The organism is Mesorhizobium sp. M1E.F.Ca.ET.041.01.1.1 (genome assembly GCF_003997355.1).
GTDB lineage: Bacteria > Pseudomonadota > Alphaproteobacteria > Rhizobiales > Rhizobiaceae > Mesorhizobium.
The window spans coordinates 1-7,101 of the sequence record NZ_RZSL01000320.1; the positions used below are offsets into that span (position 1 = coordinate 1).

Here is a 7,101-nt window from a genome sequence, read left to right on the forward strand (position 1 = left end):
GTGGTCGAACGCCAATGCCTGCACCGCGTCGATGACGGATCATCTGACGAGACTGCAGGAAGAGGGCGTCGTCGTGCCCGATCTCGACCCCGAGACCGCCGCGCGGCTGATCAACGGCGCCAGCAGCCAGGCCTCGCAACGCATTGCCAATTCGAACGACCCCGAGGCGACGTCGAAGAAGGCGATAGCGGCGTTCAAGCAGCTACTGGAAGGACTGCGCAAAAAGCCCTGACTGCACGATCGGGTAAGGATATCGCCGGTTTGTGCACCGGTTTTGGGACTGGCGCGGCGCCGTCGCAATTGACAATGACAGGCGCGAGCGCATCCTCCTCGACCATTCTCTTACAGCGCCGCGCGTTCTTCGAACGCGCAAAGGACGCTGTAACACTTTGACTATGCCGCATGATCCTTTCCGAAAATCGATTCCGATTTTCGGGGTCATGCGCGAGGCGGGAGAGTCGGGGCCATGTGGGACTTCAGCATCGGCCGGTCGGTGTCCATCATGATGCGGACATGGCCGTTCATCGTCTTTCGCATGATCGTCTATTTCGGCATCACGTTGGCCTACATCATGGCGACCGGCACCGGCGCCAGCGTCGGCTACGGTGTCGGCCACATCTCCACCGATCCCGATGGACCGATGTCCTTTGCCTTGTGGGGCGGGGTTGTCGGCTTCGGCGTCGTCTCGATCGCCGTCTACTGGATCCGCGAATATATCCTCTATGTGCTCAAGGCCGGTCACATCGCCGTCATGGTCCACCTGATCGATGGCCACGACGTCCCCGACGGCCAGCGCCAGATCGCCTATGCGAAGGAAGTGGTGACCCAGCGCTTCGCCGAGGCCAACATTCTTTTCGTCGTCGACCAATTGGTGAAGGGCGCCATCCGCGCCATCACCGGCCTGATCGGCGGCATCGCGGCGTTCTTGCCCATTCCGGGCTTGAACGGCCTCGTCAGCTTCATCAACACCGTCATCCGCCTGTCGCTGACCTATGTCGACGAGATCATCCTCGGCTACAACATCCGCATCAATTCGAACTCTCCGTTCGAAACCGCCAGGCAAGGCGTCGTGCTCTACGCGCAGAACGGCAAGCACATGGTCAAGAACGCCGTCTGGCTGGCGGTGATCATGTGGGGCGTGTCCTTCGTCATCTTTCTTTTGATGCTGGCGCCGGCAGGCGCGATCCTGTGGGTCATGCCGGGCCAGCTTGCCGGCTGGGCCTTCGTGCTGGCAATCGTCTTTGCCTGGGCCTTCAAGGCGGCCTTCATCGAACCCTTCGCCATCGTCTCGCTGATGCAGGTCTATTTCGACGCCATCGAAGGCCAGGTTCCGAACCCGGAATGGGATCAGCGGCTGGCCGAAGCGTCATCGAAATTCAGAGAGCTTCGCGACAAGGCGCTCGGCTCCTTCGGCGGCTCGCGCTGGGATTCGCCCCGGGCTGCTTGATCGGCAGCCCCTTGATCACGACGGCAGCCCGATCACGGCTTCGGCTGCTCTCCGAGGCGGGCAATCGCCGACTTGAGCGGCGCCTCGCCGGCGCCGCAAAAGGTCTCGCTCATCACCAGCTCGGCCAGCGGCAGGCGCTTGCCCCAGCCATGCGCCTCGAGGTCCGGCCTCGGCGCGAATTCCGAAACACGGCCGACGCAGAGATAGGCAACCGGCGTGACGTGCTCGGGGATCGACAGGAGCCGCTTCAGCGCGTCCGTTTCGATGATGCTCACCCAGCCGACGCCGACACCTTCCGCCCGCGCCGCCAGCCAGAAGTTCTGCACCGCGCAGACGGTGCTGTAGAGGTCCATTTCCGGGTTGTGCCAGCGCCCGAGCGGCGAGTTCCTTGAACGCTGCCGGTCGCAGGTGATGCAGAGATTGAGCGCGCTTTCGCAGATGCCCTCGAGCTTCAGCTTGCGGTAGAGCGCCTGCCGCTCCGCCTCGATCGCCGGCAATTCCTGCTCGCGCGCGGCAAGGAACAGGTCGCGCACCTGCCGCCGCCTTGTCACATCGCGGATAACGATGAAATTCCAGGGCTGCATGTAGCCGACCGACGGCGCGTGATGGGCGGCCGTCAGCAGCCGCGCCAGAACGGCATCGTCGATACCGTCGGCAACGAAATGGCTGCGCACGTCGCGCCGGGTGAACATCGCCCGATAGACGGCATCGCGCGCCAATTGGTCAAAGTCATCGCCGCCCATGGCGGCCGCTTGTGCCTGCATCGCTTGTCCCTTGCGACAGCAGTCCTCCGCCTGACCATGCGGAAGACCATGTCTGCCGGGCCGGTCTTCTGGCTCGGGATCGACCCACGTCCGGCGCCTTCCCGTCTAGGACAGTGGCTTTTGCCGGCGCGGTCCCCCTCACAGCGTTGGGCACGCCACGGAGTTCAACCGTGTTCCCGATTCTCCCGCCTCGCGGGCACCAGGCAGCAGTCCGACCTTATCGCGAAGCAGAGGCCGCGCCAATGCCGCCAGCGACACTATCGGGCGCAATTTTCCCCAGCCATTCGGCCATCAAACATGGTCATCCGGGCCACGCGTGCCTAGATTAGGCGCCATGACCACCCGTCTCTACACCCATCCGGTATTCTTGGAACACCTCACGCCGCCCGGCCACCCTGAAAGGCCGGACCGTTTGCGCGCCATCGAGCGCGTGCTGGATGACGAGGCTTTTTCGGCTCTCGACCGCGTCAAGGCGCCGGAAGGCGACGAGGCGACCATCCTCTACGCGCATCCGGAAGATTTTGTTGCCCGCATCCGCGCGGCCATTCCCGCAAGCGGTATCGTCTCCATCGACGCCGACACCAGCGCCAGCCCGAAGAGCTGGCAGGCCGCGGTGACGGCGATCGGTGCCGCCAACGCGGCGATAGACGATGTCTTCGAAGGCCGCGCCGCCAATGCCTTCGTCGCCGCGCGCCCGCCCGGCCACCACGCCGAAAAGACCACCGCGATGGGCTTTTGCCTGTTCAACACCGCGGCGATCGCCGCCCGTCATGCACAGAAGAAGCATCAGGCCGAGCGCGTCGCCATCGTCGATTGGGACGTCCACCACGGCAACGGCACGCAGGACATCTTCTGGGACGATCCGTCGGTGCTTTATTGCTCGACGCACCAGATGCCGCTCTATCCGGGCACCGGCGCGAAAAGCGAAACCGGCGCCGGCAACATCGTCAACGCGCCGCTGGCACCCCGCACCGGCAGCGAGCTGTTCCGCGACGCCTTCCTTTCGCGCGTGCTGCCGTCGATCGACGCGTTCGCGCCGGACCTGATCATCATTTCCGCCGGCTTCGATGCGCACCATCGCGATCCGCTCGCCGAGATCAACCTGACCGAGGACGATTTCGATTGGGCAACCGGCCAGTTGATGGAGCGCGCCGGGCGCCATAGCGGCAACCGGCTCGTCAGCCTGCTGGAGGGCGGCTACGATCTGCAGGGACTGGCATTTTCGGTCGCCGCCCATGTCGGGCGGCTGATGAAAGGATAAATGATGGCTGATGAAGCTAACCAAGACGTCAAAACGATGAGCTTCGAACAGGCGCTCGACGCGCTGGAGAAGATCGTCGATGATCTGGAGCGCGGCGACGTCCCGCTCGACCAGTCCATCCGGATCTACGAGCGCGGCGAGGCGCTGAAGGCGCATTGCGACCGGTTGCTCAAGGCGGCCGAGGACAAAGTCGAGAAGATCAGGCTTTCGCGCGACGGCAAGCCGGTTGGAACGGAGCCGCTCGACGCCGAGTAAGGTGTGTTGCAAGGAGTTCAAGCATGTGCCGAAACATCAAGACCCTGTTCAACTTCGAACCGCCGGCAACCGACGACGAGGTCCATGATGCAGCCCTGCAGTTCGTGCGCAAGCTGAGCGGCTCGACCAAGCCCTCCAAGCGCAACGAGCACGCCTTCCACCATGCCGTCGAGGCGATTGCCGCCGCGGCGCGCGAACTGCTCGATTCGATGGAAACCACCCAGCATCCGCGCAATCGCGAGGAAGAGGCGGCCAAGGCGAAAGCCAGATCCGCGCTCCGCTTCGCCTGAGACCTGCCATGAGCTTCTTTCCAGGCAACGATCCCGAGGCCGGCGACGCCTTCGCCTGCGACCAGATCGAATTGATGGTGATCCCCAACGCCAAGGACATCGGCGGCTTCGAGGTCCGCCGCGCCTTGCCGACCGCAAAACGCAGGCTGGTCGGACCGTTCATCTTCTTCGACCGCATGGGGCCGGCCATCCTGCGCGCCGGCCATGCGATCGACGTGCGCCCGCATCCGCATATCGGGCTTTCCACCGTCACCTATCTGTTCGACGGCAAGATCCGGCACCGCGACTCGCTCGGCACCGAAATGGTGATCGCGCCAGGCGATGTGAACCTGATGACCGCCGGCCGCGGCATCGTCCACTCCGAGCGCACGCCGGAAGAGCTGCGCGGCGCGCCGATGTCGGTCTCCGGCTTGCAGACCTGGCTCGCCTTGCCCGACGGCAAGGAGGAGATCGCCCCGGTCTTCGCCAACACATCGGTGATCCGCCTGCCCGAGATCGACGCCGAAGGCGTCAGCGGCCGCGTCGTCATCGGCGAATTTTCCGGGCTGCGCTCGCCGGTCGCGACCGCATCGGACACGCTTTATGCCGATCTGCGGCTGGCGGCGGGCGCCAGCGTGAAAATCCCCGCCGATGCCGAGGAACGCGCCATCTATACGCTGGAGGGCGAGGTCTCGATTGCCGGCGATCATTTTCCGGCCGAGCGGCTTCTGGTGTTCAAACCGGGCGAGGAGATCGTCGTTTCGTCCGAACGGGGCGCGCATTTCATGCTGTTCGGTGGAGCGTCGCTGGGCTCCAAGCGTTATATATGGTGGAATTTCGTTTCGTCCTCGAAAGAACGCATCGAGCAGGCCAAGGAAGAATGGAAGACAGGCCGCTTCGATATCGTTCCTGGCGATGAGGAAGAATTCATCCCGTTGCCGGAAGGTTAGAACTGGATGGACATCCTGCGCCAACCGCGTCACTGACACGCATTTACATTCGCTCGCCAGCGGCATATTTCGCGCATGATCAACGCGCATATTTGTGAAAGTTGGAGCAATTCCAGGAAAAATGTGAAACGGTTTTCCGTCCGGAATTGCGTGAAACAGAAAAGACAGAGCGGTCCCGTGAAACGGTTAACCGCTCTGATGCAAGGTTAAGATCTCAGCAGGCCGCCAAAGAGTGAACCCGAAGCCCGATACGCCACTTCTCGACAAGGTCCGCATTCCCGCGGATTTGCGGGCGCTCGACGAAAGCGAGCTGCCGCAGCTGGCGACCGAGCTGCGCGCCGAACTGATCGACGCCGTTTCGCACACCGGCGGCCATCTCGGCGCCGGCCTTGGCGTCGTCGAGCTGACGGTTGCGCTGCACTATGTCTTCAACACGCCGGAAGACCGGCTGATCTGGGATGTCGGCCACCAGGCCTATCCGCACAAGATCCTGACCGGCCGCCGCGACCGCATCCGCACGCTGCGCCAGGAGGGTGGCCTCTCCGGCTTTACGCGGCGAGCCGAGAGCGAATACGACCCCTTCGGCGCCGCACACTCCTCGACCTCGATTTCCGCCGGTCTCGGCATGGCCATGGGCCGCGATCTGTCGGGCGGCCGCAACAATGTCATCGCGGTGATTGGCGACGGAGCGATGTCGGCCGGCATGGCCTATGAGGCGATGAACAACGCCGGTGCGCTCGACGCCCGTCTGATCGTCATCCTCAACGACAACGACATGTCGATCGCCCCGCCGACCGGCGCGATGAGCGCCTATCTGGCGAGGCTCGCCTCCGGCAAGACCTATCTCGGCCTGCGCGATTTCGGCAAGAAGCTGACCTCCTATTTCGGCAAGCGCGCCGACAGTGCCATCACCCGGGCGGTCGAGCACGCGCGCGGTTACGTCACCGGCGGCACGCTGTTCGAGGAGATGGGATTTTTCCACATCGGCCCGATCGACGGACACAATCTGGAGCATCTGATCCCGGTGCTGAAGAATGTTCGCGACAATGCCGACGGCCCGGTGCTGATCCATGTCGTGACCCAGAAGGGCAAGGGCTACGCGCCGGCGGAAGCCGCCGCCGACAAATATCACGGCGTCAACAAGTTCGACGTCATCACCGGCGCGCAGGCCAAGGCGCCGGCCAACGCGCCGAGCTACACCAAGGTCTTCGCCGAAAGCCTGATCCAGGAGGCCCGCGAGGACGACCGCATCGTGGCGATCACCGCCGCCATGCCGAGCGGCACCGGCCTCGACCTCTTCGGCGAGGTGTTCCCGGCCAGAACCTTCGATGTCGGCATCGCCGAGCAGCATGCGGTGACCTTCGCCGCCGGCTTGGCCACCGAGGGCTACAAGCCCTTCGCTGCCATCTATTCAACCTTCCTGCAGCGCGCCTACGACCAGGTCGTGCATGACGTGGCGATCCAGAAACTGCCGGTGCGCTTCCCGATCGACCGCGCCGGCTTCGTCGGCGCCGACGGCGCCACCCATTGCGGCGCCTTCGACACGACCTTCCTGGCTTCTCTGCCCGGCTTCGTCGTCATGGCCGCCGCCGACGAAGCGGAACTGCGCCACATGGTGCGCACCGCCGCTTCTTATGACGGCGGCCCGATCGCTTTCCGCTATCCGCGCGGCAACGGCGTCGGCGTCGACATGCCGGAGCGCGGCTCGGTGCTCGAAATCGGCAAGGGACGGATCCTGAAGGAAGGGACCAAGGTGGCGCTGCTTTCCTTCGGCACGCGGCTGCAGGATTGCCTGATGGCAGCGGAGGAGCTCGGCGCGGCCGGCCTCTCCACCACCGTTGCCGACGCCCGCTTCGCCAAGCCGCTGGACGAGGATCTCATCCGCCGCCTCGCGCGCTCGCATGAGGTTCTGGTGACGGTGGAGGAGGGCGCTGTCGGCGGCTTCGCCAGCCATGTGCTGCATTTCCTCGCCCATGAAGGCCTGCTGGAAAATGGCCTCAAGGTCCGCCCGCTGATCTTGCCCGACGAGTTCACCGATCACGCCAAGCCGGAAAAAATGTATGCCGACGCGGGCCTCGACGCGGCCGGCATCGTGGGCACGGTCTTTGCCGCGCTCGGCCACGGCGTGCAGGCGCAGCGCGCCTGAATCTAATTC

The 7,101-nt window shown here is 64.3% G+C and carries 7 protein-coding genes, 1 pseudogene and 1 riboswitch; of the genes and pseudogenes, 7 read left to right on the forward strand and 1 reads right to left on the reverse strand.

The genetic code is table 11. From position 1 onward, the window contains the following. Together EOA38_RS22990 and EOA38_RS22995 are read left to right on the forward strand one after the other, a co-directional pair. A pseudogene (locus EOA38_RS22990) lies at positions 1-232 on the forward strand (TetR/AcrR family transcriptional regulator); the annotation flags it as partial. Between the two features lie 234 nt (positions 233-466). Further along, positions 467-1,447 carry a hypothetical protein gene (locus tag EOA38_RS22995; protein WP_126095251.1) on the forward strand — a complete coding sequence of 327 codons (981 nt, stop codon included), beginning with the start codon at positions 467-469 and terminating at the stop codon, positions 1,445-1,447. Positions 1,448-1,479: 32 nt separating this feature from the next. Here EOA38_RS22995 and bluB read toward each other — a convergent pair whose 3' ends face one another. Next, entirely contained in the window at positions 1,480-2,211 is a 732-nt protein-coding gene (gene bluB, locus EOA38_RS23000) for a 5,6-dimethylbenzimidazole synthase (protein ID WP_127221226.1), read from the reverse strand. 40 nt (positions 2,212-2,251) lie between these two features. After that, a riboswitch (cobalamin riboswitch) is annotated at positions 2,252-2,430 on the reverse strand. A 115-nt stretch (positions 2,431-2,545) separates the two neighbouring features. On the opposite strand from bluB, the gene EOA38_RS23005 reads away from it, so the two are divergent. The 5 genes from EOA38_RS23005 to dxs all read left to right on the forward strand — a co-directional run bounded on the left by EOA38_RS23005 (position 2,546) and on the right by dxs (position 7,092). Further along, on the forward strand, positions 2,546-3,472 hold the full coding sequence (locus EOA38_RS23005; protein ID WP_126095249.1) for a histone deacetylase family protein: 927 nt from the start codon (positions 2,546-2,548) through the stop codon (positions 3,470-3,472). A gap of 3 nt (positions 3,473-3,475) precedes the next feature. After that, on the forward strand, positions 3,476-3,727 hold the full coding sequence (locus EOA38_RS23010) for an exodeoxyribonuclease VII small subunit (RefSeq protein ID WP_126095248.1): 252 nt from the start codon (positions 3,476-3,478) through the stop codon (positions 3,725-3,727). A 23-nt stretch (positions 3,728-3,750) separates the two neighbouring features. Then, on the forward strand, positions 3,751-4,017 hold the full coding sequence (locus EOA38_RS23015; RefSeq protein WP_126095247.1) for a DUF2277 domain-containing protein: 267 nt from the start codon (positions 3,751-3,753) through the stop codon (positions 4,015-4,017). Positions 4,018-4,025: 8 nt separating this feature from the next. Then, positions 4,026-4,946, forward strand: a complete 921-nt coding sequence (locus EOA38_RS23020; protein ID WP_126095246.1) for a pirin family protein — start codon at positions 4,026-4,028, stop codon at positions 4,944-4,946. Between the two features lie 232 nt (positions 4,947-5,178). Then, positions 5,179-7,092, forward strand: a complete 1,914-nt coding sequence (gene dxs, locus EOA38_RS23025; protein WP_126095245.1) for a 1-deoxy-D-xylulose-5-phosphate synthase — start codon at positions 5,179-5,181, stop codon at positions 7,090-7,092. The last annotated feature ends 9 nt before the right edge of the window (positions 7,093-7,101 follow it).

Excerpts from the sequence above, each read along its gene's own strand:
- EOA38_RS22995 (WP_126095251.1), top strand. The coding sequence starts at position 467 with ATGTGGGACTTCAGCATCGGCCGGTCGGTGTCCATCATGATGCGGACA.
- bluB (WP_127221226.1), bottom strand. The coding sequence starts at position 2,211 with ATGCAGGCACAAGCGGCCGCCATGGGCGGCGATGACTTTGACCAATTG.
- EOA38_RS23005 (WP_126095249.1), top strand. The coding sequence starts at position 2,546 with ATGACCACCCGTCTCTACACCCATCCGGTATTCTTGGAACACCTCACG.
- EOA38_RS23010 (WP_126095248.1), top strand. The coding sequence starts at position 3,476 with ATGGCTGATGAAGCTAACCAAGACGTCAAAACGATGAGCTTCGAACAG.
- EOA38_RS23015 (WP_126095247.1), top strand. The coding sequence starts at position 3,751 with ATGTGCCGAAACATCAAGACCCTGTTCAACTTCGAACCGCCGGCAACC.
- EOA38_RS23020 (WP_126095246.1), top strand. The coding sequence starts at position 4,026 with ATGAGCTTCTTTCCAGGCAACGATCCCGAGGCCGGCGACGCCTTCGCC.